Annotated in this window: 17 protein-coding genes; 3 read left to right on the top strand and 14 right to left on the bottom strand. The window is 64.5% G+C overall.

From position 1 onward, the window contains the following. Positions 1 to 116: 116 nt before the first annotated feature. Both H7687_RS12260 and H7687_RS12255 read left to right on the top strand, forming a co-directional pair. The gene (locus tag H7687_RS12260) at positions 117 to 281 is read left to right on the top strand and encodes a hypothetical protein (protein ID WP_183347731.1); all 165 of its coding nucleotides are present in this window, start codon (positions 117 to 119) and stop codon (positions 279 to 281) included. A gap of 137 nt (positions 282 to 418) precedes the next feature. Further along, positions 419 to 1,369, top strand: a complete 951-nt coding sequence (locus H7687_RS12255; protein WP_183347729.1) for a CHAD domain-containing protein — start codon at positions 419 to 421, stop codon at positions 1,367 to 1,369. Here the strand turns inward: H7687_RS12255 and H7687_RS12250 are convergent. The 13 genes from H7687_RS12250 to H7687_RS12190 all read right to left on the bottom strand — a co-directional run bounded on the left by H7687_RS12250 (position 1,338) and on the right by H7687_RS12190 (position 20,555). After that, entirely contained in the window at positions 1,338 to 2,273 is a 936-nt protein-coding gene (locus tag H7687_RS12250; RefSeq protein WP_183347727.1) for a M28 family peptidase, read from the bottom strand. The genes H7687_RS12255 and H7687_RS12250 overlap by 32 nt on opposite strands. After that, the gene (locus H7687_RS12245; protein WP_183347725.1) at positions 2,270 to 2,854 is read right to left on the bottom strand and encodes a DUF4124 domain-containing protein; all 585 of its coding nucleotides are present in this window, start codon (positions 2,852 to 2,854) and stop codon (positions 2,270 to 2,272) included. Before H7687_RS12245 ends, H7687_RS12250 begins: the two co-directional genes overlap by 4 nt. 298 nt (positions 2,855 to 3,152) lie before the next feature. After that, positions 3,153 to 6,737, bottom strand: a complete 3,585-nt coding sequence (gene nifJ / locus H7687_RS12240; protein WP_183347724.1) for a pyruvate:ferredoxin (flavodoxin) oxidoreductase — start codon at positions 6,735 to 6,737, stop codon at positions 3,153 to 3,155. 50 nt (positions 6,738 to 6,787) lie between these two features. After that, positions 6,788 to 6,949, bottom strand: a complete 162-nt coding sequence (locus H7687_RS12235) for a DUF6290 family protein (protein WP_183347722.1) — start codon at positions 6,947 to 6,949, stop codon at positions 6,788 to 6,790. A 39-nt stretch (positions 6,950 to 6,988) separates the two neighbouring features. Beyond that, the gene (gene sucD, locus H7687_RS12230) at positions 6,989 to 7,864 is read right to left on the bottom strand and encodes a succinate--CoA ligase subunit alpha (protein ID WP_183347720.1); all 876 of its coding nucleotides are present in this window, start codon (positions 7,862 to 7,864) and stop codon (positions 6,989 to 6,991) included. Positions 7,865 to 7,874: 10 nt separating this feature from the next. Beyond that, positions 7,875 to 9,044 carry an ADP-forming succinate--CoA ligase subunit beta gene (gene sucC / locus H7687_RS12225; protein ID WP_183347718.1) on the bottom strand — a complete coding sequence of 390 codons (1,170 nt, stop codon included), beginning with the start codon at positions 9,042 to 9,044 and terminating at the stop codon, positions 7,875 to 7,877. Between the two features lie 496 nt (positions 9,045 to 9,540). Then, positions 9,541 to 11,790 (bottom strand): NADP-dependent malic enzyme, encoded by a 2,250-nt coding sequence (locus tag H7687_RS12220; protein ID WP_183347716.1) that lies wholly within the window; start codon positions 11,788 to 11,790, stop codon positions 9,541 to 9,543. A gap of 363 nt (positions 11,791 to 12,153) precedes the next feature. Beyond that, positions 12,154 to 13,470, bottom strand: a complete 1,317-nt coding sequence (locus tag H7687_RS12215) for a dicarboxylate/amino acid:cation symporter (RefSeq protein WP_183347714.1) — start codon at positions 13,468 to 13,470, stop codon at positions 12,154 to 12,156. A 399-nt stretch (positions 13,471 to 13,869) separates the two neighbouring features. Beyond that, positions 13,870 to 15,276 carry a sigma-54-dependent transcriptional regulator gene (locus H7687_RS12210; protein WP_183347712.1) on the bottom strand — a complete coding sequence of 469 codons (1,407 nt, stop codon included), beginning with the start codon at positions 15,274 to 15,276 and terminating at the stop codon, positions 13,870 to 13,872. Continuing rightward, the gene (locus tag H7687_RS12205) at positions 15,273 to 17,084 is read right to left on the bottom strand and encodes a transporter substrate-binding domain-containing protein (protein ID WP_246404827.1); all 1,812 of its coding nucleotides are present in this window, start codon (positions 17,082 to 17,084) and stop codon (positions 15,273 to 15,275) included. The genes H7687_RS12210 and H7687_RS12205 overlap by 4 nt, the downstream gene beginning before the upstream one ends. Positions 17,085 to 17,244: 160 nt before the next feature. Then, positions 17,245 to 19,227, bottom strand: a complete 1,983-nt coding sequence (locus tag H7687_RS12200) for a heterodisulfide reductase-related iron-sulfur binding cluster (RefSeq protein WP_183347710.1) — start codon at positions 19,225 to 19,227, stop codon at positions 17,245 to 17,247. A 105-nt stretch (positions 19,228 to 19,332) separates the two neighbouring features. Continuing rightward, positions 19,333 to 20,289 (bottom strand): YbgA family protein, encoded by a 957-nt coding sequence (locus tag H7687_RS12195; protein ID WP_183347708.1) that lies wholly within the window; start codon positions 20,287 to 20,289, stop codon positions 19,333 to 19,335. An 83-nt stretch (positions 20,290 to 20,372) separates the two neighbouring features. Further along, complete coding sequence (locus tag H7687_RS12190) at positions 20,373 to 20,555, bottom strand: hypothetical protein (protein ID WP_183347707.1); 183 nt, start codon at positions 20,553 to 20,555, stop codon at positions 20,373 to 20,375. Positions 20,556 to 20,875: 320 nt separating this feature from the next. Here H7687_RS12190 and H7687_RS12185 point away from each other — a divergent pair, with 320 nt between their 5' ends. Further along, on the top strand, positions 20,876 to 23,677 hold the full coding sequence (locus H7687_RS12185; RefSeq protein WP_183347705.1) for a hybrid sensor histidine kinase/response regulator: 2,802 nt from the start codon (positions 20,876 to 20,878) through the stop codon (positions 23,675 to 23,677). Between the two features lie 155 nt (positions 23,678 to 23,832). Here the strand turns inward: H7687_RS12185 and fusA are convergent, their stop codons facing one another. Then, positions 23,833 to 25,902 carry an elongation factor G gene (fusA, locus tag H7687_RS12180; protein WP_246404853.1) on the bottom strand — a complete coding sequence of 690 codons (2,070 nt, stop codon included), beginning with the start codon at positions 25,900 to 25,902 and terminating at the stop codon, positions 23,833 to 23,835. Positions 25,903 to 25,938 lie beyond the last annotated feature (36 nt).

Below are 25,938 nucleotides of genomic sequence, written 5' to 3'. Positions count from 1 at the left end.
ATGGATTTTTTTCCACTGTCGCTATACCCGGTTTTTTTCGCCTCCATCGCTTGACAGATTAATTCGTTATAGTTATAAACGTCTAATCTAAAATTCGCACAAAGGAGAGCGGTACGTTGAAAAAGATGAAACCTTTTGACCTGGCCCACGAGCAATACCAACTACTGATGGCAAAGTTCCAGACCACGAAGGACCTGCGGGAAAAGAACATCCTGTTCAGAAGACTCACCAACCTCCTCGCAGTAATGGAATTCCTCATCTCCATCCACAAGCCTCACTGACGGCGTTAGATCCAGGGGGCGTAGCCTGCGCTCCCTGGCATCGAAGTATGCGCGCGCGTTTACTGCCTTGCCTGAATACCAGCAGTGATATCCTTCATTGAGTTCATGCTATAATGCTGTCAGTCCTGGTGAAGGCTATGAGTACACCCGCCGAACGCACTTCTTCCCCGCAACTCCGCCCGGCACGCCTGTGGTTTGCCGCTTCGCACCTCCTTGCCATGTTGCAGCAGGAATTCTTCGCCCACTGGCGCGCCACACTGCGCGGGTTCGACCTGGACGAGGTGCACGACCTGCGCGTCGCCTCGCGCCGCCTGCGCGAGGGGCTGGCGCTCTTTGCCCCCCTGTTGCCGGAGAAAAAGGTGGCGAGGCTGTCACGCAGGGTGAAAAGGCTCACCATCCTGCTGGGAGAATTGCGCAACGTCGACGAGGCGTTGGTGTTTTTCTCCGGCCTCACTGAAGCGGAACCCGGTGCTGCCCCGGCTGCGACCGATGATCTGCTGCGCACACTGTCCAAGGAGCGGGAAGCAACCCAAAAAGCAGTGACCCGGTCGCTGGCCCGCTTCGGAGCGGGGAAACTCGAAGTGGAATTGGCGGGATTGGCGGAACAGCTAAACCCCTTCAAGCCGCATGAGGTCGATCCCTTCATGGGAATAGGCCCCTATGCTGCAGGGGCGCTGGAGGAGCGGGTCAAGCTGGTCGAGGAACTCTTCCCGGCCGCGCTACACGAAGAGGACGCGGTGGCGCAGCACCGGCTCCGCATCGCCTTCAAGAAACTGCGCTACCGGCTGGAGATCCTGGCCCCGCTGCTGGAGGGGACCGGCTCCGCCGGGTGCCTGTCCCCTTCCGACCAGCTGCGTCGGGTCCTCAAGCGCTATCAGGACCTGCTGGGCAAACTGCATGATTTGGACGTTTTCGCGGAGATGGTGCAGGAACGCGTGGCGCCGGGAACGGGACGGGAGGAGTTGCTGCAGGTACTGGCACAGCGCCGCACAGAGCTCTACGCCAGTTTTGAGCAAGCGCGCCACGAGCAGCCTATCGCGCCCCTGGCGAGCCAGGTCAGCGTGGAGCTTCGCCTTCCCAACCGGTGAGGCCGAGTAGAAATGCAGCAGTAGCCTGGCAGACGCGGAGTGCAAAGGAGAGGTTGAGGGTGTCGACGGTGTCGCTGGGGTGGTGATAGTGGGGGTTGCGGAAGTTGGTGGTGTCGGTGAGCATGATGGCGGGGTAGCCGGCATCCCAGAAGGGTGCATGGTCGGACCTGCGGGTATCGGGGAGGAGCTCGCCGTTGCCCGGCACCACCAGGGGGACCACCGGGAGGGCGATCTGGAAGCTCTCGACGGCCAGCGCAAAGCGCGTCACCAGCCCCTGCGACACCTCGTTCCCGATCACGGCCAGAAAGTCCCCGTGCGGGGGTACCTGCAGCGGCACCCCTGCGGGAGCGCCTTGCGGCACGGAAGTGCCGGCGAAGGCCACCGATTCCAGGACCACCACGGCTTCGATCTCCCACCCCTGTGCCGCTGCCAATGCGGCTAGCGCACTGCTTCCCCTGAGACCGGCCCCGCTCTCCTCCAGGCCCGGGTTCTCCTCCAGGTTCACCCCGACGAACTGCAGCGTCAGTTCCGGCCGCCACTCCTTGAAAATGGTGGCCAGCTCCAGGAGCAGCGCGACACCGCTTGCGTTGTCGTCCGCCCCCGGTGAACCGGCCACGGTGTCGAAATGTGCCAGCACCAGGACCCGTTTTTCCGGCCGGCGCGTCCCCAGCCTGGTGGCGACCACGTTGTGGTAGTGCTCCCCGCCATCCGCAAATCCGTGCAGGTCCACGGCGTAGCCCAAGGCGCGCAGGGTGTCTTCCAGGTAGGTGCAGGCACGCTGCAGCGCGGCGGGAGCCGCCACCGGATGTCGGACCCCCTCCAGGAACTTCAGGTGCTGCTCGATGCGGTCCCTGGAGACCGCAGGGAGTGCCCCACCCTTCCCCGCTGCGGAGACGGATTTCACTTAAGTGCCTCGAGTTCCCGCTCCAGCTGCTGCACCCGCGCCTCGTCCTCGCGCACTTCCGCCAGCTTCTTGGCATAGGCGACACGTGCGGCCCCGGCCGTAGAAAAGACGCGGTTCTTGCTGACGTAAGGATTGTTCGCGTCGGTGGTCTTCCCCTCGGCGAGCTCTTTCTGGAACTTCTTGGCCTCTTCCACGGACGGCGTCCGCCCCTTGAGCACCATCCACCGGTGATGCAGCCGCTGCAGCTCCTGTTTCTTCCCCTGCAGTCCCCCCCGGAGTTGGGCCAGTTCGGCGCCAAGCCGCTCCCGCTGCACGCTCTTTTGGTCTACGGGAACTATCGCGCCCCCCTTCACTGTCGACGCTGTCGGGGACGCCTCCTGCTTCGGCGCGTTTGCCGCGGGCTTCGCAGCAGGCGTGCCATCCACCTCCTTGGCACGCTTCAGGTACTTGTCCGGGATCCGGTCCGAATCGTCGGTGAAGTGAACGGTGCCGGCGTCGTCGCGCCACTGGTAGGTGCCGCCCAAAACAAGTGCGGGTGCGGCAAGGAGAAAAACCGTGGCAACCATCGTCGTGCGTCGCATGTGCCCTCCGGAATGGCAAGATCTGCAGTTCAAGGCTGAAGATAATATGCATGTGGCGGCATTTGTCAATTTTCTTTTGCCGCGCCTCATCTTCTCATAAACCCGGTGCCTCCCCTTCCGACTACGGGGCGCAGGCGCCCGGGCACGAGAAAGGGCCGGGGAAGTATCCCCGGCCCTTATTGGTTGTCTCGTCCTGCAGTTGTGAAGCATTGCCCATAATCCCCCCTCCCGCCTTCGCGGGACGAAGCGCTTCGGCGCGCAGGCCCGTCAAGGGAGGGGGGGGGGACGTCACTTGCCGCTACTGCTTCCCTTCCTCGCCGAAGCTGAGCGCGGCGAGCTTGGTGTAATAGTCGAAGCGGTCCGCGGCCCAGGCGCTCGCCTTCTGCATCAACTGCTCGGCCGCCTCCGGGTTCATCTTCCTGAGCACCTTGTAGCGGTTCTCGCCCCCTGCGTACTCCTCGAAGGTGGTGGTGGGCGCCTTGCTGTCCAGCTGCAGCGGGTTTTTGCCCTGTGCCGCCAGGGCCGGATTGTAGCGGTACAGCGGCCAGTAGCCGGAGGAGACCGCCTTTTTCTGCTCGTCCACCCCGCGGGTCATGTCGATGCCGTGCGCGATGCAGTGCGCATAGGCGATGATCAGGGACGGGCCGTCGTGGGCCTCGGCCTCGATGAAGGCCTTGACCACCTGCCCCGGGTTGGCCAGGGAAACGGCCGCCACGTAGACGTGGCCGTAGGCCATCGCCATCATGCCCAGGTCCTTCTTGGCCATGGACTTGCCGCCGGCGGCGAACTGCGCCACCGCGCCGATCGGGGTCGACTTGGATGCCTGGCCGCCGGTATTGGAATAGACCTCGGTGTCGAGCACCAGGATGTTGACGTTCTTGCCCGAGGCGATGACGTGGTCCAGGCCGCCGTAGCCGATGTCGTAGGCCCAGCCGTCGCCACCGACGCACCAGACCGACTTCTGCACCAGGTAGTCTGCGATGGGAAGAAGCTGGGCCGCGGCCTCCTCGTCGCACCCGGCAAGCGCCTCCTTCAGCTTTTCCACCCGGAGGCGCTGGGCTTCGATGGCGGCCTGCCCCGACTGGTCTGCATCCAGGATCTCCCGCATCAGCGGCGCGATGGCGGTGCAGCTGCTGCAACCGCAGCCGACGAGCTGCTCCAGGAGTTCCCGCGCGGCCTGGTTGAACTTGTCCACCGCGAGCCGCATGCCGTAGCCGAACTCGGCGTTGTCCTCGAAGAGCGAGTTGGACCAGGCCGGGCCGCGCCCGTCGGCACGCTTCGCCCACGGCGTGGTGGGGAGGTTGCCGCCGTAGATCGAGGTGCAGCCGGTGGCGTTGGCGATGAGGGCCCGGTCGCCGAAGAGCTGCGAGAGAAGCTTCAGGTACGGCGTCTCGCCGCAGCCGGCGCAGGCGCCGGAGTACTCGAACAGGGGGCGCACCAGCTGGCTGCCGCGCAGGGTATCCAGTTTCACCAGCGCCGGGTCGAGGTCGGGAAGCCCCAGGAAGAAGTGGTAGTTGGCTGCCTCGGCGGCGCGCAGCGGCGGCTGGAACTGCATGTCCAGCGCCTTGTGGGCCGGGTTCTCCTTGTCCTTGGCCGGGCAGTTGTGGGCGCAGGCGCCGCAGCCGGTGCAGTCCTCGGGGGCGACCTGGAAGGTCACCTTGTGCTCCTTCAACTCCGCGATCTTGGAGTCGGCGCACTTGAAGCCAGCCGGTGCGCCGGCCAGTGCCTCGGCCGGGTAGGCCTTGACGCGGATGGCGGCGTGCGGGCAGACAAAGGAGCAGATGGCGCACTGGATGCAGAGCTTCTCGTCCCAGACCGGGATCTCCACCGCGATGTTGCGCTTCTCGTACTGCGAGGTCGCGGTCGGGAAGGTGCCGTCGATAGGCATGGCCGAGACCGGGAGGTCGTCACCGAAGCCGGCGATGATGCGGCCGGTGACCTCCTGCACGAAGTGCGGCGCGCCCGCCCCGACCGGCGGAGGCATGGTGATGCCGCTTGACGGGGCTGCGGGGACGGCCACCTCGTGGATGTTCAACAGCGCCTGGTCCACGGCGGCGTTGTTCATGGCCACCACCTTCTCGCCCGCCTTGCCGTAGCTCTTCTTGATGGCCCCCTTGATCTCGGCGATGGCGCTCTCGAGCGGGATGATGCCGGAGATCTTGAAGAAGGCGGTCTGCATGATCACGTTGATGCGGGCGCCCAGGCCCAGTTCCTCGGCGAGCTTGATGGCGTTGATGGTGTAGACCTTGAGCTTCTTGTCGATGATCTGCTTCTGCACCTCCACCGGCATCTTGTCCCAGACCTCGGCGTGGTCGAACGGGGAGCATAAGAGGAAGGTGGCGCCGGGTTTCGCCTTGCCCAGCATGTCGTACTTCTCCAGGAAGGTGAAGTTGTGGCAGGCGACGAAGTCGGCGTTGTCGATCAGGTACGGCGCGTTGATGGGCTGTTTGCCGAAGCGCAGGTGCGAGGTGGTGATGGTCCCCGCCTTCTTGGAGTCGTAGACGAAGTAGGCCTGGGCGTAGTTGTCGGTCGCCTCGCCGATGATCTTGATGGAGTTCTTGTTGGCCCCCACGGTGCCGTCCGAGCCCAAGCCGAAGAACATGGCCTCGTAGGTCCCTTCCATCGCGGTCCTGAAGGAGCTGTCGTAAGCGAGGCTCGCGCCGGTCACGTCGTCGTTGATGCCGACCACGAAGTTGCTCTTGGGCTGGTTCTCCTTCAGGTTGTCGAACACCGCCTTGGCCATGGCCGGGGTGAATTCCTTGGAGCCCAGGCCGTAGCGGCCGCCGACGATGACCGGGTAGCCGACGAAATTGCTCATGCCGGCCGCCATCCCCTCGCCGATGGCGGTGCGCACGTCCAGGTAGAGCGGCTCGCCCAGGGCGCCCGGCTCCTTGGTGCGGTCCAGCACCGCGATGCGGCGCACGGTGGCCGGGAGCGCCTTGATGAAGGCCTCCAGCGGGAAGGGACGGTACAGGTGGATTTTCACGACACCCACCTTCTCCCCCTGCGCGTTCAGGGTCGCCACGGTCTCCTGCACCGTGTCGGCGCCCGAACCCATGATGACGACAACCCGCTCGGCGTCCGGTGCGCCGGCGTACTCGACCACGCTGTACCTGCGCCCGGTGAGAGCGGCGAACTTCTCCATCTCCTGCTCCACGATGCCGATGGTGGCCGGGTAGAAGCGGTTCACCGTCTCGCGCCCCTGGAAGTAGACGTCCGGGTTCTGTGCGCTGCCGCGCAAGACCGGCCGGTCCGGGGTGAGGCAGCGGGCGCGGTGCGCGTTGACCAGCTCGTTGTCGATCATGGCGCGCATGTCGTCGCGGGAGAGCGCCTCCACCTTCTGCACCTCGTGGGAGGTGCGGAAGCCGTCGAAGAAGTGCAGGAACGGGATGCGGGAGCGCAGCGTGGCCGCCTGGGCGATCAGGGCGAAGTCCATCACCTCCTGCACGTTGTTGGAACAGAGCATGGCCCAGCCGGTGGCGCGGCAGGACATGACGTCGGAATGGTCGCCGAAGATGGACAGCGCCTGGGTGGCGATGGCCCGGGCCGAGACGTGGAACACCGTGGAGGTCAACTCGCCGGCGATCTTGTACATGTTGGGGATCATCAGCAAAAGCCCCTGGCTCGCCGTGAAGGTGGTGGTGAGCGCCCCCGCCTGCAGCGCGCCGTGCACCGCACCGGCCGCGCCCCCCTCGGACTGCAGTTCGGAGACCAGCGGCACCGTGCCCCAGATGTTCTTCTCCCCCGCCGCGCTCTTCGCGTCGGAGATCTCCCCCATCACCGAGGAAGGGGTGATCGGGTAAATGGCGATCACCTCGTTGGTGGCGTGGGCCACGTGGGCAGCCGCGGTGTTGCCGTCTATGGTTACCATTTTTCTGCTCATGCTCTCGCTCCTCTTTACTTGAATCGGTGAATGCTGTTGCGGCGGCCTGCCTACGACGCGCTCTGCCAGGGGACCACGTCCTGCAGGGCCTCCCGCATCAGGTCGGACACCTTCATGTTGACCTCTTTGGATATCTTCTCGATGGTCTCGCGCTCCTCGCGGCTGACCCGCACCGAGAGTACGTGATAGCGTGCATTGTCTTTCTTTTTCATCGGGACCTCCGCCGCCACACCCCGTGGCTCCTTATCTTGTTATTTCGGCTGGTAGACCTTGAGCAGCGCCTGGGCCATCTCGGCCGGGGTCGCCGCCACGCTGATGCCGCACTCCTTCAGCACCGCCACCTTCTCTGTCGCGGTCCCCTTGCCGCCGGAGATGATGGCGCCGGCATGCCCCATCCTCTTGCCCGGGGGAGCGGTGACACCGGCGATGTAGGCCGCCACCGGCTTGGTCATGTTCTCCTTGACGAAGCGTGCCGCCTCCTCCTCGGCGCTGCCGCCGATCTCGCCGATCATGATCACCGCCTCGGTGTCCGGGTCCTCCTCGAACAGGCGCAGGCAGTCGATGTGGCTGGTGCCGTTGACCGGGTCGCCGCCGATGCCGACGCAGGTCGACTGGCCGAGGCCGATGCAGGTCAGCTGCCAGACCGCCTCGTAGGTGAGCGTGCCGGAGCGGGAAACGACGCCGATCTTCCCGGGCTTGTGGATGTAGCCGGGCATGATGCCGATCTTGCACTCGCCGGGGGTGATCACGCCGGGGCAGTTGGGACCGACCAGCCGGGTCTTCTTCCCCACCAGGTACTGCTTCACCTTGACCATGTCCAGCACCGGGATCCCCTCGGTGATGCAGCAGACCAGTTCCACCCCCGCGTCCACCGCCTCCATGATGGAGTCGGCGGCAAACGGCGGCGGTACGTAGATGACGCTCGCGGTGGCGCCGGTCGCCTGCACCGCCTCGGCGACGGTGTCCCAGACCGGGAAGCCGTCGATCACCGTCCCCCCCTTGCCGGGGGTCACCCCGCCCACCATCTGCGTGCCGTACTCGCGGGCGCCCTGCGCGTGGAACAGACCGGTCGCGCCGGTGATCCCCTGCGTGATGACCTTGGTCTCCTTGCCGATCAATATGCTCATGGCGTCCCCCCTAGGCGGCAGCCGCGACGGCGGCCACTATTTTCTGCGCCCCGTCGGCCATGCCGTCGGCAGCTACGATGTTGAGGCCGCTTTCGGCCAGAAGCTTCTTGCCCAGTTCCACGTTGGTCCCCTCCAGGCGCACCACCAGCGGCACCTGGATGCCGACCTGGCGCGCCGCCTCGATGACGCCGGTGGCGATCACGTCGCACTTCATGATGCCGCCGAAGATGTTGACCAGGATCCCCTTCACGTTCTTGTCGGAGAGGATGATCTTGAAGGCCTCGGTGACGCGCTCGATGGTGGCCCCGCCGCCGACGTCCAGGAAGTTGGCCGGGTCGCCGCCGTAGTGCTTGATGATGTCCATGGTGGCCATGGCAAGCCCGGCGCCGTTCACCAGGCAGCCGATGTTGCCGTTGAGCGAAATGTAGGAGAGGTCGTGCTGGCTGGCCTCGATCTCGTTGGGATCCTCCTCGTCGAAGTCGCGCATGTCGCCGATCTGCAGGTGCCGGAACAGGGCGTTGTCGTCGAAGCCGAACTTGGCGTCAAGGGCGATCAGCTCGCCCTCGGCGGTAACCACCAGCGGGTTGATCTCGAGCAGGGAGCAGTCGCAGGCAATGAAGGTGGCGTAGAGATTGGTAAGCACCTTGACCGCCTTGTTGGTCAGCTTTCCCTTGAGTCCCAGGCTGAAGGCGATCTTGCGGCACTGGAACGGGGTGAGCCCCACCAGGGGATCGACCGCCTCGGTGATGATCTTCTCGGGGGTGTTGGCCGCCACTTCCTCGATGTCCATGCCCCCTTCGGTGGAGGCCATCACGGTGACGCGGGAGGTGCCGCGGTCCACCAGGAGGCTCACGTAGAGTTCGTTGGCGATGTTGCAGCCGTTCTCCACCAGCACCCGGTGCACGACTTTGCCTTCCGGCCCGGTCTGGTGCGTCCTCAGGGTCATGCCCAGCATGTCGCGTGCGATCATCTGCACCTCGCTGGAACTGCGGGCCAGCTTGACGCCGCCCCCCTTGCCGCGCCCGCCGGCGTGGATCTGGGCCTTCACCACCCAGGGCCCCTCGCCCAGGCGCTTGGCCCATTCCCTGGCGCTGGCGCCGTTGTAGCAGACGTGGCCGTCCGGGACCGGCACGCCGAATTTTCTCAGGATCGCTTTGGCCTGGTACTCGTGGACGTTCATTTTCCCTCCTTAAAGCCTTTGTTTTAGTAAGCCCGCCAGGTGCACAACATTAACCGTTTCTTGTTTTATTTTGGCTGTTTTTCGGGGGTCAACGTCGCACAACACTCATATACTCCCATGATAGAAATATGGCAAACACTTTTATAATTTTTTGGCAAAAAAATTGGTAAGACCAGGTAAGGCGCTTAAAAATGAGTGAAATAATCGCCGGCGGCAGCCTGGTAGATGATCGAACGAATGTTTGAAATATCGGTATTTAAAGGAGATTGAGAAGAGATGCACGGAGGGGCCTGGAGCAGGGTCGCTGCAGTAGAACGTGATCGGCAACGTTATTTGGTTACATTGTAATACAGCCATATCTGGAAGTGCAGAGGCAAAAAAACGACGAAAGTCGAAAATAAAACACGCTGTAGACGAACCGCTCCTCCGGTACAAAAAAATCCCCCGTTCCACCTCGACAGAGGGGAACGGGGGACCCGTTCAGGCCAAGCGGCAGCTACGGGTTTTGGGCGTCGACTACGGCGATGGCAGCCATGTTGACGATGTCGTTCACGTCGTCGCCGCGCTGCAGCACGTGCACCGGCTTGTTCATCCCCATCAGGATGGGACCGATGGACTCGGCACCCCCCAGGCGGCGCAACAGCTTGTAGCAGATGTTGCCCGAGTTGAGGTCCGGGAAGATGAGCACGTTGGCCGGGGTCTTCAGCTTGGAGAAGGTGAAGCCGTCCAAAAGCTCAGGGACCACGGCGGTGTCCGCCTGCATCTCGCCCTCGACGACCAGGTGCGGGGCTCGCTCCTTGACCAGCTCCACCGCACGCCTCACCTTGCTGGCCTGCGGGTGCTCCACCGAGCCGAAGTTGGAGAAGGAGAGCATGGCGATCCTGGGTTCCACGTCGAGCATGGCCACCTTCTCGGCGGCGAGGATGGCGGTCTCGGCCAACTCTTCCGCGGTCGGGTCGATGGTCACCGTGGTGTCGGCGAGGAAGTAGACCCCCTTCTTGAAGACCATCATGTACAGGCCGTGCACGCTGGAAAGCCCCGCCTGCTTGCCGAGCACCTCCAGCGCCGGGCGGATCGTTTCCGGGTAGTGGGTGTCGATGCCCCCCAGAAGCGCGTCCGCGTGCCCCTTGTGCACCATCATGGTCCCGAAGTGGGTCCTGGACTTGCGGCGCATGATGCGGCTGCTCTCGGAGCTGGTGATCCCCTTTCTCTGGCGCAACCGGTACAGCTCTTCGGCGTACTCCTCGGTGTGCTCGCTCTCGGTCGGGTCGACGATGGGGACGTCGAGGTCGAGGTTCAGGTCGTCCATCTTCTGCTGGATCTTCTTGCGGTCCCCCACCAGGATGGGCTGGGCGATACCCTCTTCCACCAGGGTCTGGGCCGCGCGCAGGATCTTCTCGTTGTCACCTTCCGGGAAGACCACCTTCTTGGGGTCGCTCTTCGCCTTGTTGATGATGCTGCGCATGATCTCCTTGGAGCGCCCCTGCGAGCATTCCAGCTGTTCGATGTACTTGGCCATGTCCTCGATGGGCTGGCGCGCCACCCCGGTGTCCATGGCCGCCTGGGCGATGGCCGGCGCCACGTGCAGGAGGACGCGCGGATCGAAGGGCTTCGGGATGATGTAGTTGGGGCCGAAGGTGAACTTCTCGTTGCCGTAGGCCTTGGAGACCGAATCGGGCACCTCCTCGCGGGCGAGCTTCGCCAGCGCATGCACCGCGGCGAGTTTCATCTCCTCGTTTATGGCGGTAGCGCGCACATCCAGCGCACCGCGGAAGATGAAGGGGAAGCCGAGCACGTTGTTGACCTGGTTGGGGTAGTCGGAACGGCCGGTGGCCATGATGACGTCCCCGCGCACCGCGTGCGCCTCCTCCGGGGTGATTTCGGGGTCGGGGTTGGCCATGGCGAAGATGATCGGGTTAGGCGCCATGGAGCGCACCATCTCGGGGGTGAAGGCCCCCTTGACCGAAAGGCCGAAGAGGATGTCGGCGCCGTTGGCCGCCTCTTCCAAGGTGCGCAACGGGGTGTCGGCGGCGAAGAGTTCCTTGTACTTGTTCATCCCTTCGGTGCGCCCCTTGTAGATGACCCCCTTGGTGTCGCACATGATCATGTTGTTGGGCTTGACGCCGAGGGCTATGGCGAGTTTGGCGCAGGAGTTGGCCGAGGCACCGGCTCCGTTCACCACGATGCGAATGTCCTCGATCTTCTTACCGGTAAGCTGCAGCGCGTTCAAAAGGGCGGCCGAGCAGATGATGGCGGTGCCGTGCTGGTCGTCGTGGAAGACCGGGATGTTCATGGTCTTTTTCAGCTCTTCCTCGATGTAGAAGCACTCCGGCGCCTTGATGTCCTCCAGGTTGATGCCGCCGAAGGTCGGTTCCAGCAGCTGGCACGCCTTGATGATCTCGTCCGGGTTCTCGGTGTTCAACTCGATGTCGAAAACATCGATGTCGGCGAAACGCTTGAAGAGGACACCCTTCCCTTCCATGACCGGCTTGCCGGCCAGCGCGCCCAGGTTGCCCAGGCCCAGCACCGCGGTGCCGTTGGACACGACGGCGACCAGGTTCCCCTTGGCGGTGTACTTGTAGGCGTCGTCGGGGTTTTGCTGGATGGCGAGGCAAGGTTCGGCGACCCCCGGAGAGTAGGCAAGCGACAGGTCTGCCGCGGTCTGGCACGGTTTGGTGGCGATGACTTCGATCTTCCCTTTTCTACCGTTGCAGTGGTAGTCGAGTGCTCCCAGTTTCTTGCTCATCTATGCAATCCTCCTCTTTACAGCCAATTTTTGGTTCAAAAAAAGAGGGCAGCAGCAACGATGTGCTAGCCCTCTCTCGGAAAGCCCCTTGCGGGGCGGAAATATGGATACAGCGATGTTTTATCGCTGAGAAAGCGCCCCTCCCCCTCAGGGGGGCGGGGACGTTTCAGCAACTTTCTCAGAAGCGATCATCTTGCGCAATGCCCTCTCCCTCCGGGAGAGGGTGCCCGAAGGGCGGGTGAGGGAGGTGCCACGAAGCGGAATTATTGCCTATTGCAGCGCCCTCACCCCAGCCCTCTCCCGGAGGGAGAGGGGGATGGGCATCTTGGCGTAAAATCATCGCTACTCAGATAAACGTGTGCCTTACGCCTCCTCCGGCTCCGGCTCCAGCAGCCCCATCTCGGGCTCCTCGTCCTCGATCTCCTGGTTGTTGAGCACGCGGTGCATGCGCTCCATGTCGAGCTCGTTCTCCCAGCGCGAGACCACCACGGTGGCGACGCCGTTGCCGACCAGGTTGGTGAGGGCGCGCGCCTCGGACATGAAGCGGTCGATGCCGAGGATCAGGGCCAGGCCCGCCACCGGGATGGTGGGGATGGCGGCGAAGGTCGCGGCCAGCGTCACGAAGCCGCTGCCGGTGACGCCGGCGGCCCCCTTGGAGGTGAGCATCAGCACGCCCAGGATGGTCAGGGTCTGGGTCATGGTGAGCGGGGTGTTGGTGGCCTGCGCCACGAAGATGGCGGCCATGGTCAGGTAGATGGAGGTGCCGTCCAGGTTGAAGGAGTAGCCGGTCGGGATGACCATGCCGACCACGGACTTGGTGCAGCCGAGGTTCTCCAGTTTCGCCATCATGCGCGGCAGGGCGGATTCGGAGGAGGAGGTCCCCAGCACGATCAGGAGCTCTTCCTTGATGTAGGCGATGAACTTGAAGATGTTGAAACCGCAGACCTTGCCGATGGCGCCCAGCACCACGAAGATGAAGAGGAGGCAGGTGAGGTAGAAGCTCCCCATCAGCATGCCCAGCTTGGCGAGGGAACCCAGGCCGAACTTGCCGATGGTGAAGGCCATGGCGCCGAAGGCGCCGATGGGAGCGAACTTCATGATCAGGTTGACCACCCCGAACAGGGCGTGGGAGACGTCATCGATGAACTTGTAGATCGGCTTTCCCTTCTCGCCGAGGGCGGCGAGGGCCAGGCCGAAGAAGATGGCGAAAAAGAGCACCTGGAGGATCTCCCCCTTGGCGAAGGCGTCGACGACGCTGCTGGGGATGATGCTCAGGGCGAAGTCGGCGAAGCTGTGCGACTTGGCCGCGGTGGCGGTGTAGGTGGCGAGCCCCTTGGTGTCCAGCTTGGTGACGTCGGCGTTCATGCCCACACCCGGCTGGATCACGTTGATGACCAGCAGGCCGATGCCCAGGGCCAGGGTGGAGACCACTTCGAAGTAGAGCAGCGCCTTGCCGCCCACGCGGCCGACCTTCTTCATGTCATCCATGCCGGCGATGCCGGTGACCACGGTACAGAAGATAACCGGGGTAATGATCATCTTGATCATCTTGATGAAGCCGTCGCCCAAGGGCTTCATGGCCGCTCCGGTGTCGGGGAGGTAGTAGCCCAGCGCGACACCGATGGATATCGCCAACAGCACCTGGAAGTACAGAACCTGGTAAAACTTCTTCGTTTTCATGGTCTCTCCTTTTGGGTGGCCCCGGTGGGCCGCGATTATAAGATCCAACAAAGGCATAAGCCGATAACACCGTTTGACACTTCATATCAGCAAGACGAATACCAAAGGGTTGTATACGGATACAAGTTACTGTTTACACGATGAAAAATAATGTTTTACGTTTGAGACAAGGCAGCAAAGGTATTAACCAAAGGAAAGACCTTTGTTGTTGCAATGAGGAAAAGGGCTTGGTTTCGGCATGATGGAGGACTTAACCACGGTTAAGCAATTAACCTAGGTTAAGCCCATTGCCGCTCGCAGGAGCGGCATGGGCGGCCGGGATGACCTTTAAGGGAAGTATGAGGCGAAAAAAATGTGGGTGGGGTGGGACGGGGAGAGGGGTTTTCCCCGTCACCGGGACTACTTGCGCGACATCTTGAGACGCTTGTTGAGTGCAGGCGCGGAGATGCCCAAAAGCCGCGCCGCAATGGCCTGGACACCGTTGGCGCGGGTTATCGCCTCCTCCACCAGCAGTTCCGCGGCCTCGACGAAGGTGGGGAGGCGCTCGAAAGTAGCAAACGGGTTTTCATTTTTGGCAGGGACGGGCGCCGCGTCGCGGCTTTGCCCGATCGCCTTCAGGAAACTGTCCATGGAAAGGATGCGTTCCTTGTGCAGGCTGACCGCGTTGTAGACCATGCCGCGCAGTTCGCGCACGTTGCCGGGGAAGCTGTAGGTGGCCAGCACCTGGGCCAGTTCCTTGGGCGGGGTCGGCTTCTTCTTCCCCAGCGACTTGGCCGCCTCGGCCAGGAAGTAGTCCAGCAGCATGGGGATGTCCCCGGGCCTCTCCCTGAGCGGCGGGATGTTGATGCGGTGGGTGCAGAGACGGTAGTAGAGGTCGCGCCGGAAGTCGCCGGCCGCCTCCCGTGCCGCCAGGTCGCGGTGGGTGGCCACCACGATGCGCGCGTTCATCCTCTTGGGACGGTCCCCCCCCAGCGGGAAGTACTCGCCTTCCTGGAGCAGGCGCAAGAGTTTCACCTGCGAAGCGATGCTCAGGTCGCCGATCTCGTCCAGAAACAGCGTACCGTTGCCGGCCTGCTCGATCATGCCGGGGCGGGCCTGGTCCGCGCCGGTGTAGGCACCGCGCACGTGTCCGAAGAGGGTGTCGGCAAACACGGTGTCGTCCAGCCCCGCCACGTTGACGGCGACCAGCGGGCCCGAGCAGCCGCTCAGGGTGTGCACGGCGCGGGCTACCAGTTCCTTGCCCACGCCGCTCTCGCCGGTGATCAACAGCGGCTGGTGGCTCGGGGAGACCGCCTCCACGTAGTTGAACAGGTCGTGCATGCGCGGATCGGCGGTGACGATGTCCACGAAGGCCTCGGGATGCTTCAGCTCGCGCGACAGCATCCGGTCCGACATGGTGCGGAACTCCTGCTGCAGTTCCAGGATGCGCACCGCGCGCAACACGCCCCCCACCAGGCGGTCCTCCTCGTCGGTCTTGACGATGTAGTCGAAGGCGCCCAGCTTCATGCAGCGCACCGCGGTCTCCAGTTGGTTCATGCCGCTCACGATGATGGTCATGATGCCGGGGTGGCTCTCCCCGATCTGCTGCAACAGCGTCTCGCCGCACGGTTGCGGCATGGTGAGGTCCAAAAGCACCAGGCCGATGCCCCCCTGGTCCAGCAGTCCCATCACCTCGCGGCTTTCCTGGCAGGTGACGATGTTGTTGATCCCGGCGCAGCTCTTCAGCGTGAGCGCGAACGACTTGAGCCAGGCGGGCTCGTCGTCGACCAGCAGGATGCCGAAAGCGGGGTAGAGGGTCTTTTTCATGATGCCGAACTCCTGTCGGGGACGGGGAAGGAAAGGGTCACCGTGGTGCCCGCCCCCGGGGTGGACTGAAACTGCAGCGAGCCGCCGTGGTCCTCGACGATTCCCGCGGAAACGGAGAGGCCGAGGCCGGTGCCGCCGCTGTCGCGCTTGGTGGTGAAGAAGGGATCGAGCAGGTGGGGCAGGTGCTCCTGCGCCACCCCCACCCCCTGGTCGGTGACCTGGAGCTGCACCTGCCCCCGGGCCGGGTCGTAGCTGGTGCCCACGAACACCCCGCACTCCCGGTCGGGAAGCGCCTGGCAGGCGTTGAGGACCAGGTTGACGATGACCTGCTCGATGCGCTGGCCGTTACCCAGGATCTGCGGCAGCGCCCCGTGCAGGGCGGCCTGGAAGTGGTTGGTGGAGGAGCGGATGGTCGGGTCGACCAGCCTGAGGGCCGTCCTCGCCACCGCGTCCAGGTCGACCAGCGACTTCTGACCCATGTCCTTGCGGGCGAAGTCCTTGAGGTCGTTGACGATGCGCTTGATGCGCTGGGCGCCGTCCTGCATCTCGTCCAGGATGCGCGGGATCTCGTCGCGCATCTCCGAGTAGGGCACCCCGCCCAGCATGAAGTCGCCGTGCTCGCGGTAGTGTTCCTCCAGGATCTCCTCCGCGTCGTCGTGCACCCGCTTCAGCACCGGGATGTCCAGAAGGAGCAGGCCGTTGGGGTTGTTGATCTCGTGCGCCACGCCGGAGACCAGGGTCCCCAGCGAGGTCATCTTGTCAGCCTGGATCAGCTTGTCCTGGTGGCGTTTCAACTCCTCCAGGGCCTTGTTGCGCTCGGCGACCTCCTGGGCCAGGGCCGTGGTCCGCTCCGCCACCCGCTTGTGCAGGGTCTTGGACCAGAGGGCGATGGCCGCCAGCACGATCAGCAGGGGGACCAGGATCATGGCGCCGTACTTGAGGGCGAGCTCCCTGGTCACCCGGGGGGGATCGTTGACCCCCAGCCAGCGGTTGTAGATCTGGGCGTACTGGCCGGTCTTGATGACGATGGCAAGCCCCTCGTTGAAGCGGGCCAGGAGCTCCTTGTCGCCGCGCTGCACCGCGTAGCAGTACTGCTCGCTCACCACTGCCTTGGCGACCGGGACCAGGTTGGTGAGACGCAGCTCGCGGATCAGGTAGATGCCGGGGAGCTGGGCCACCACCGCGTAATCCCCCTGCCCGGAGGCAAGGAGCCGGAGCGCCTCGGCCGGCGTCGGGGTGAGCACCAGGTCCTTTTCAAACCCCATCTGCTTCAGGCGCTCATGCATGATGCCGGCCTGGAAGACCAGCACCTTCCTGCCGCGCAGCTCTTCCAGGCTCTTGACCGGCTTGGTGTCGCGCCGGGCGAAGATGGCGTGGTGCACGATGGTGTGCGGCGGCGAGAACTCGACCGTGTTCAGGCGCTGGGCCGAATAGGAGAGCCCCTGCAGAATGTCGATGCTGCCGTTTTGCAGCCCGGCGCGCACCTCGGACCAGTTGCCGAAGACGAAGCGGACCTTGAGCCCCATCACCTCGGCGATGGCGCGGGTCAGGTCGACGTTGTAGCCGGCGGGGTTGCCGTCCTTGTCGATGAATTCGTAGGGGGGATAGGCGCGGTCGCCGCCGACCACGACGGTGGTCGGGGTTTCCTGGTGCGTGGGTTCCGGTATGAAATCGGCCGGCGCAGGGAGGCACAGCGGGACCAGCAGCAGGAAAAAGACCAGGAGGATGGTGCCGGAGAAGGCGTGGGTGAGGCGGAGAAAGCTTGTGCCGGAGGATTGCGTTTTGCCTGTCAGGGCGCGGTGGGCCACTGCTTCGTCCTTAAAGCTGGGATACGGGCCTCCCGCCGCCGGTAGGCAGGGGGAAGGCCCATCTCACTATCGCACGCATGAAGCACACAAGTCAATGAAGCTCATGAGAAAGGTGGGCAAAGGGGCAAAGGGGACAGGCACCTTACGGAGCCAGTCCCCTTTACAGGCGCGCCGCCACCAGCTCGGCCAGGTCGCGCGCCGCCATGCTCCCTTCCAACCCGCCGGTCTTGATGCCGTCCTCGAACATGGTCAGGCAGAAGGGGCAGTTGGAGACCAGCATGGGGGCGCGGGTCTCGCCGGCCATCTGCACCCGGGCGGCGCTGATGCGGGTCCCCACCTTCTCCTCGGCGAGGATGCGCCCCCCTCCCCCGCCGCAGCAGAAGCTCTCCATGCGGTTTCTGTCCATCTCGGTGATGGTGCCCCCCAGGCGCTGCAGCATCTCGCGCGGCGGCTCGAAGATGTCGGCGTAGCGGCCGATGTAGCAGGAGTCGTGGTAGGTGCAGTCGAAGCTGTCGCCTGGTTGCAGCTTCAGCCGCCCCTGTTGCACCAGTTCGGCGAGGAAGGTGGTGTAGTGGCGCACCGGGATCTCCAGGCCGAACTCGCGGTAGTCGCGCACCAGGGTGTTGAAACAGTGGGGACAGGTGGTGACGATCTCCTTCACGCCGTACCCCTTGATCCTTTCGATGTTCTCCTGGGCCATGGTCTGGTACAGGTACTCGTTGCCCAGCTTGCGCGGCGGCTCGCCGCAGCACTTCTCCTCCTTGCCGAGGATGCCGATTCTCACGCCCGCCGCGGAGCAGATCTTCGCAAAGGCCTTGGCCACTTCCTTGTTACGTCGGTCGAAGGAGGCATAGCACCCGACAAAATACATGACGTCGTAGGGCTCGCCGCTCTCAAGGGTGACCACGTCCAGCCCCTCGGCCCAGGCGCCGCGCTCGGCCCAGGCCAGCCCGAAGGGGTTGCCGTTCACCTCGTAGTTGCCCATGGCGGTGCGCACCTCGTCGCCGGGGAACTTCCCCTCCATGAGGGCCAGGTTCCGGCGCATCTCGATGATCTTGTTGACGTGCTCGATGTCGACCGGGCAGATCTCCTGGCAGGCGCGGCAGGTGGTGCAGTCCCAGAGCACCTCCTCGGTGACGTAGCGGCACAGGTCCCCCTGCGGCTCGTTGAGCGCCATCTCCCCCACCTGCTGCACCACCCGCATCGGGGAGAGCGGCTTCTCGGTGTACCAGGCGGGGCAGCGGTCCTGGCAGCGTTTGCACAGCGTACAGGCGTCGGCATCGTAGATGTCCTTCCAGGCGAGATCGGTGGCCTTGGCGGCGCCGAACTGCTCGGCGGTCTCATCTTCGAGATTGATGGTCGCGATGGCTCCCTTGGGGCGCAAATCGGTGCAGAGGTAGTTGGCGGGATCGGTGAAGAGATGCCGCAGCTTGGTCCAGGGGATGGCGACGATGAAGGCCATGGCCAGGAAGAAATGTCCCCACCAAAGCGCCTTGTGGGTGACGGAGATGGCGGCGGGGGTCATCCCGGCGAACAGGGGGGTGAGCAGCAGCCCCCCCGGGGAGAGCCGGGCCAGTTCCGGGTTCTGGTGCACCTCGGTGGCGGCCATCCGGAGCGCCTCCACCACGAAACCGGTGATGAGGATGGTGAAGAGGAGCGCGTGGGCCAGGTAGTCGTCCCTTTTGGTCGGAAGCGCTGGGGGGCGGACCAGGAAGCGGCGCACGAAGAGTCCGCCCAGCATGAAGATGGCGATGATGCCGGCCAGGTCGAGGACGAGGGAATAGCCTTTGTAGAAGGTCCCCTTCAGGAAGGTCCATCCCGCCAACGGCGCGGTGAAGTCGGCCTGCAGCATGATGAGCAGGGTGCCGATGAACAGCAGCAGGAAGCCCCAGAAGAAGAAGGCATGCAGCGTCCCCGGCACCTGGACCCGGAGCACCTTGGCCTGGGTCAGTGCGCCGCGCGCCATGAGCTTAAGGCGCAAGGGGAGCCGGTCCAGCCGGTCCAGGGGCTTGCCCTGCCGGTACAGCGGCAGCCGCGACCAAAAGCCCCAGGCGCACCCGCCCAGGGCGAGGAAGGCGAACAGGTACATGACCCAGATCAGGGCATGGTTGACGTTCCAGTAGATCTCGCGTGTCGCTTCCATACGGCACCTCTGCAGTTGCGGAATTGGCAAACTATAGCCGAAGAGGGCGCTTCGGGATAGAGAAAATCTAATAGGCGGGGTTCGGGATGATCGGCCGGAGACGGGCTAGACGTGGTTGCGCAGCATGAGCTCGGCAGGGTGGGGGGCCAGGTAGACCTGCTGCTGCAGGTACTCCTGCCGGTACTTGGCGACGTAATGCTTGAGCAGGGTGAGCGGCACCACCAGCGGCACCAGCCCGTCGTGATACTGCTCGATGAGCTGCAAGAGCTCCTGCTTCTCATAGGGGGTGAGGTTCTTCTTGAAGTAGCCCATGATGTGCATCAGCACGTTGGTCTGTTTCTTCACCGTCGCGTGCAGCTCCAGGGCCTTCATGTAGAGCTCCTGGTAGCGATCCAGCAGCTCGGCAAGAGGAAGCTCCTTGCCCCCGGCCACCAGCGCGCCCAGCTCGCGGTAGAGCTGCGTGCTGTGCGACATGACCAGCAGCTTCTGGCGGGTGTGAAACTGCACCAGCATGCCCAGGTCCGGCCCCTGGGCGAGGAAATCCTTCCAGCGCCGGAAGGCGAACACCCGCTCGATGAAGTTTTCCCGGAGCACCGGGTCGTGGAGCCTCCCCTCTTCCTCCATGGGGAGCTGCGGAAAGCGGCGCGCCACCGCCGCGGCGAAGAGGCCGCTGCCGCTGGCCGGCGGCAGTCCCTCCCGGTACACCTTGACCCGGAACAGACCCGAGGACGGGGATCCCTTCTTGAAGATGAAGCCGCACAGGTCCTCGTGCGCCAACTGCTCCACCTTATTGCGGCAGAACTCGAGCATCTGCCCGGTCTTGTCGACCCGGCTCCGATGGGTCATCAGCCGCGGCTGTGCCGGGTCGCCCTCCAGGCGCATCGCCTCGCGCGGCGTGGTCATGCCGCATTCCACCTCGGGGCAGACCGGCACGAAGCCGAAGAACCGCCCCAGCACCCCGGTGAGGTAGGGGTCGTGCTTGTGGCCGCCGTCGTAGCGTACCTTCTCCCCCAAAAGGCAGGAGCTGACGCCGATCTTTATGGGTGCGCCCGATCCGGACATGAAGAACCTCCCCTGTCCCCCTTTACACCGGGGGCGGGAGACATTGTGGCAGAAAAACAGCCCCTGCGCCAGCGGAAGGGCGTTCAGAACAGCGGCGCCTCCTGGCAGAAGAGACCTTCGCCCATGCAAAGCCGCACCTGTCGGGGAGGCAGCGGCATCCTCAGGTCGTGCCTGGCAACGTGGTTGGTGTTACGGTCCAGCAGAGGCTGCTGCTTGGGATGGCGATTCTCCCTGCGGTCGGGGGACGGTTTGAGCATCAAGAACACGGGGTTGCTCCTTTTTAGACAGTATAGGCAGGCCCACATGTGTATGCAATAATCCAACCAAAGCCATAACACAACGATTTACCGTCATTCACACTGGCAGATGGGTGCAACAAAAGCGACAGCAGGACAAAAAACCGTTGCGTGGCGCCGAGTCTTTGACAGCAGGCACTGTCATAGTCACGCAGCGATGTAGTCATCGCGGTTGCCAGTTGTTTCCTTGGTACATCGGCCCACAATTGAACATTCAACACTTTCTGATATAAACCTAACTGTTGTCTTTCCACCACACGCCGGCAACACCAACAAGCGGAGAGATGCCGATGTTCGACTCGCTGGAGCAATGCCGCGCCCTGTTCGATGAGCTGCCCCTGGGAATGTTCATCCAGGGCCCGGACGGCGCGCCGCTGTACGTCAATGCCGCCGCCCTCGAGATCTTCGGGATGGAGCGCGACCAGTTCCTGCGCCACCACAGCGCGTCCCCCCAATGGCACCTCTGTAGCGCCCAGGGAACTCCTCTGCCGCCCGACCAGCATCCCGCCATGTCCGCCCTCCAGGGCACTCCCGCCCGCGAAGTCAGCCTCGCCATCCACAACCGCCGCAGGGGGCGCCTGGTGCCGGTCAGCATGGACGCCATGCCGCTCAAGTCGAAGGAAGGGACCGCTCCGTCCCGGGTCTGCGTGCTCTTCAGAGAAATCGCCGAGGCGGAAAGGGCCCTGCACGAGAGCGAATCCCGCTACCGCGCCATGGCACAGACCCAGGCCGAGTTCGTGGTCCGCTACCGGCGCGGTGGCACGCTCACCTTCGTCAACGACACCTACTGCCGCTATCTCCAGAAGGAACGGGAGGTACTGCTGGGCCAGAATTTCTACCCATTCCTTTTCCTGCAGGACCGCGAAGCCTTGATCCGCTGCGTCGAGAGCATGACCGGGGAGACCGAGAGCCAGTCGCTGGAGGTACGGGCATGGCTCCCGGACGGACGCCTGGTATGGCAGAAGTGGAACAACACCGTCATCGTGGACGAGGCCGGGCAGGTGGTGGAATTTCAGGCCAGCGGCATGGACATCACGCGCAGCAAGCAGGCCGAGGAAAGCCTCAAGAAGAGCGAAGAGCGCTACCGCTCCCTGTTCGACAACATGTTGAACGGCTTCGCCTACTGCAGGATGATCCTGGATTCCGCCCTCCCCCTCGATTTCGTGTTCCTGGAGGTGAACCAGAGCTTCGAACGGCTCACCGGACTGCGCGCGGCGGGGGGGAAGCGGATGAGCGAAGTGCTGCCGGGGCTGTGGGATTCGGACCCCGAGCTGCTTGCCGCCTTCCGGCGCGTTGCCCTGTGCGGGAAACCGGAGCAGATGGAGTGTTACGTCAACGCCATCAGCGAGTGGCTCTCGGTATCGGTCTACAGCCCGGAGCCGGGGTGCTTCGTCATCGTCTTCGACGTGATCACCAAGAGAAAGCGCACCGAGGAATGCCTCGCCTTCCTGGCCCAGTCCCACACCTCGGCAACGCCCGACGAGCAGTTCTTCCACCGCCTGGCCCGCTACCTGGCCGGCACCCTGGACATGGATTTCATCTGCATCGATCAGCTTGAGGAAGGAAACCTCTGGGCCAGCACGCTGGCCGTCTACTACAACGGCAACTTCGAGGAGAACGTCCGCTACACCCTCAAGGACACCCCCTGCGGCGAGGTGGTGGGGCACAACATCTGCTGCTACCGCGAGGGGGTGCGCCAGCTGTTCCCCAACGACCAGGTGCTGCAGGACCTGAAGGCCGAGAGCTACCTGGGCGTGGTGCTGTGGGGCTCCACCGGGGTCCCCATTGGGCTGATCGCGACCATCGGCCGCAAGTCTTTGTCGAACCGGGACCTGGCGGAAGAGATCCTGCAGATGGTGAGCGGCCGGGCCGCCGCGGAGCTGGAGCGCCGCATCCACGAGGAGGAGCGCCTGAGGCTGGAGCAGCAGCTCTTGCATGCCCAGAAGCTGGAGAGCCTCGGGATCCTCGCCGGCGGCATCGCCCACGACTTCAACAACATCCTGACCGGGATCCTCGGCAACTCCAGCCTGGGGCTGATGCGCATCGATCCCGCCTCGCCTGCGGTGGAGAACCTGCAGAACATCGAGAAGGGGGCCATCAGGGCGGCCGACCTGGCCCGGCAGATGCTCGCCTACTCCGGCAAGGGGATGTTCGTGGTCGAGCCCGTCAGCCTGAACGGCCTGCTGACCGAGATGGTCCACCTGCTGGAGGTCTCCATCTCCAAGAATTCGCAGCTGGTGCTGGAACTGGCCCAGGAGCTGCCGCCGGTGCAGGCGGATTCCACCCAGTTGCGCCAGATCGTGATGAACCTGGTGATCAACGCTTCCGAGGCCATCGGCGACCGGGGGGGGACCATCACCGTCCGCAGCGGCCTGCGCCACTTCAACGAGCAGTACCTGAAAGGGGCCTGGTCCGAGAAGGAGATCAAGGAAGGGGAATACCTGTTCCTGCAGGTGGAGGATGACGGCTGCGGCATGGACGAAACCACGCTGTCGCGCATCTTCGACCCCTTCTTCACTACCAAGTTCACCGGCCGTGGCCTGGGGATGTCGGCGGTGTTGGGGATCATCAGGGGCCACCGGGGCGCCATCAAGGTGGAGAGCAAACCCGGCCGCGGGACCACCTTCACCGTCATCCTCCCCGCCAGTGAGCTTCCGGTCCAGGACCAGGCAGGGGAGCCGCAGCCCGCGCCGGAGGAAACGTGGCAGGGAAGCGGGACGGTGCTGTTGGTGGACGACGAGGAATTCATCTGCACCGTCGGGGCTTCCATGCTGGAGCAGTTGGGCTACCAGGTGGTGACGGCGCTGAGCGGCAGCAGGGCGGTGGAACTGTATCGGGACCGGGGAGACGTGCGCTTCGTCATTCTCGACCTGACCATGCCGCACATGGACGGGGAGCAGACCTACCACGAACTGAGGAAGATCGACGCGGAGGTGAAGGTGATCATTTCCAGCGGCTACAGCGAGCAGGAGGTGACCCGGAAACTCTCCGGGACCGGCTACCTCGCCTTCATCCAGAAACCCTACACCATGCAGGCGCTCACCGATGTGATGAAGCGCTGCGACACCCGGCGCCGGGGCCCCAGGAGCTGACGGAGGGGGACAGGGGCAGCAAAGGGTCCCCCCTCCCCCCCGCGGGAGGGGGCTAGGGGGTGGGGGCAATTGCGGGCATTGGTACTGCTGGCACGTTCACCGATAACGCTGCGGCAGAGGGGGACAGGCACCTTGCGGAGCCAGTCCCCTTCTCGCTATGCGAGCCCGAAGCGCTGCTGCACCTCGGCCGGCGCCTCTTCGAACCCCTGGAACTCCATGGTGTAGCTGCCGCGCCCCTTGCTCGCGCTGCGCAGCTCGGTCATGTAGCCGAACATCTCCGCCAGGGGCACGGTCGCCTTGACCAGCTCCAGCTCTCCGCGCCGGTCCAGCCCCTCCACCCGTCCCCGTTTCTGCTGCAGTCCCCCGAGCACCTTGCCCAGGTGCTCCGTCGGCGCCTCCAGCTCCAGCTTCATGATCGGCTCCAGCAGCATGGGAGCCCCCTCGCGCGCCGCCAGCACCACGCCGCGCTGGGCCGCACCGCGCAGGGCGAGCTCCGACGGAGCCGGCGCACCCGGCTCCACCGGGACCTCCAGCACCCGCACCTCCAGGTCGGTCAGGGCGTAACCGGTGAGGCTGCCGCCGCTGCAGGCGTCCAGCAGGCTCTGCTGCACCGCGGCCAGCAGTTCGGCCGTGACCGGCGGGGCCGGGTCCGGCAGCACGGTCCTGACGCCGGCGCCGCGCGGGAGCGGGGTCAGGCGCAGCAACAGTTCGGCAGGCTCCGGGCGCTTGTCGGCCAGGGCCTGGAAGAACTCGCGCCGGGTCACCTCGCGCCTGAGCGTCTCGCGATAGACCACCCGCGGCCGCCCCGTCTTCACCTGCACCCCGTACTCGCGCCGGAGCCGGTCGATGACGATCTCCAGGTGCAACTCCCCCATCCCGGTCAGGATGGTCTGCCCGGTCTCCTTGTCCTCGTGCACGCGGAAGGTCGGATCCTCCCACTGGAAAAACTCGAGCGTCCCCAACAGGTGGGCCCGGTCTTCCACCCCTTTCGCCTCCACGGCCAGTGACACCACCGGCTCGGGCACGCTTACCCCTTCCAGGAGCAGGGGATGGGCCGGGTCGCAGAGGGTATCGCCGGTCAGGGTCGACTGGCAACCGGTCACCGCCACGATGTCCCCCGCCAGCGCCTCGGCGACCTCCTCCCGCCGGTGCGCGTGCATCCGGAACAGGTGCCTGACCCGCTCGTTGCCGCCGCGGCTAGCGTTCAACAGGGCAGCGCCGGTTTTCACCCTGCCGGAGTAGATGCGCAGGTAGGTGAGACGCCTCCCCTCCTCCGCCATCACCTTGAAGGCCAGCGCGCGCAGGGGCTGGTCCGGGTCGCAGGTAAAACGCTCTGCCTCGCCGCTGCCGGGACGCCTCCCCACCATGGCCGGGAGGTCGAGGGGGGACGGCAGGTACAGGCAGACCGCGTCGAGGACCGGCTGCACCCCCTTGTTGCGCAGCGCCGAACCCAGCAGCACCGGAAAGATCTGGCAGGTAAGCGTTCCCTTGCGCAGGGCCCGGTGCAGATCTGCCGCAGCCACCTTGCGCCCCTCCAGGAAGTCCGCCATTACCTGGTCGTCGAAGTCCGCGGCCACCTCCGTCAACTCCAGGCGCGCCTGTTGTAGCGCTTCCCGGTATTCGGCGGGGACCGGCGCCCGCAGCACCGTCCTGCCCAGGTCCTGCTCCGAGAAGGTGAGCAACTCTTCGCCGATCAGGTCGATCACCCCCGAGAAGGCGGCCTCCGTCCCCAGCGGCAGTTGCAGCAGGGCCGCCCGCGCCCCCAGGCGCTGTGCCATGTGCGCCAGCACGTGGCCGTGCTCCGCCCCCATCCGGTCCATCTTGTTAATCAGGCAGACCCTGGGCACCCGGTAGCGATCGGCCTGGCGCCAGACCAGCTCGCTCTGGGGCTGCACCCCCTCGACGGCGCTGAAAATGGCCACCGCTCCGTCCAGGACCCGTACGCTGCGCTCCACCTCGATGGTGAAGTCGATGTGGCCGGGGGTGTCGATCAGGTTGAGCCGGTTGTCGCCCCAGCGGCAGGAGGTCGCGCTGGCGGTGATGGTGATGCCGCGCTCCTGTTCCTGCGGCATCCAGTCCATGACCGCCTGGCCGTCGTGCACCTCGCCCATCTTGTGCGTCTCGCCGCTGTAGAAGAGTATCCGCTCAGTGACCGTAGTCTTACCTGCATCGATATGGGAGATGATGCCTATGTTTCGGATGTGGGAAACGTCAAGGGCAGAAATTGTCGTTCTCCTTTGGGCGGTGGTCGTAGAACAGTG

Source organism: Geomonas paludis, from assembly GCF_014193585.1.
Lineage (GTDB): Bacteria > Desulfobacterota > Desulfuromonadia > Geobacterales > Geobacteraceae > Geomonas > Geomonas paludis.
The sequence above is the reverse complement of the archived record's forward strand: the minus strand, read 5'-3'. Positions and strand labels throughout refer to the sequence as shown.